Source organism: Streptomyces sp. NRRL F-2664 (assembly GCF_000719345.1).
Lineage (GTDB): Bacteria > Actinomycetota > Actinomycetes > Streptomycetales > Streptomycetaceae > Streptomyces.
Genome location: NZ_JOFX01000482.1, coordinates 1 through 305, shown reverse-complemented (window position 1 = coordinate 305; position 305 = coordinate 1). Strand labels below are relative to the sequence as shown.

1 protein-coding gene is annotated in these 305 nt (G+C 68.9%); it reads left to right on the top strand.

All coding sequences use genetic code 11. The features are described 5' to 3' along the window. Positions 1 to 255 (top strand): hypothetical protein (locus tag IF89_RS0136615; protein WP_158718178.1); only part of this gene is annotated, 255 nt, incomplete at its 5' end. Positions 256 to 305: the final 50 nt, after the last annotated feature.

Sequence of the window (305 nt, the reverse complement as noted above, 5' to 3'; positions counted from 1 at the left end):
AACGTGCACGGCCGGGCGGTCAACAACCTCGACGTCGAGCTGAAGTTCGGCAACAACTGGGTGAGCGACGCGATCAGCCGTCGGCTGCGCGAGGTCGCGGTGGGCCACGAGGAGTCCGCGGTCCACGGGATCGGTGACTTCATGCAGGTGCTCTTCGAGGTCGAGGAGACCATCCGCGAAGCGGCGCGGAACCTGGAGCGCGCCGACGACGAAGCAGCGGCCGCGTTCGGGGCGGCTGGGGAGGCCAAGGGCTGATGGGCGACAACAAGCACGGCGGCAATCACGGCGGCCAAGGCAACCAGGGC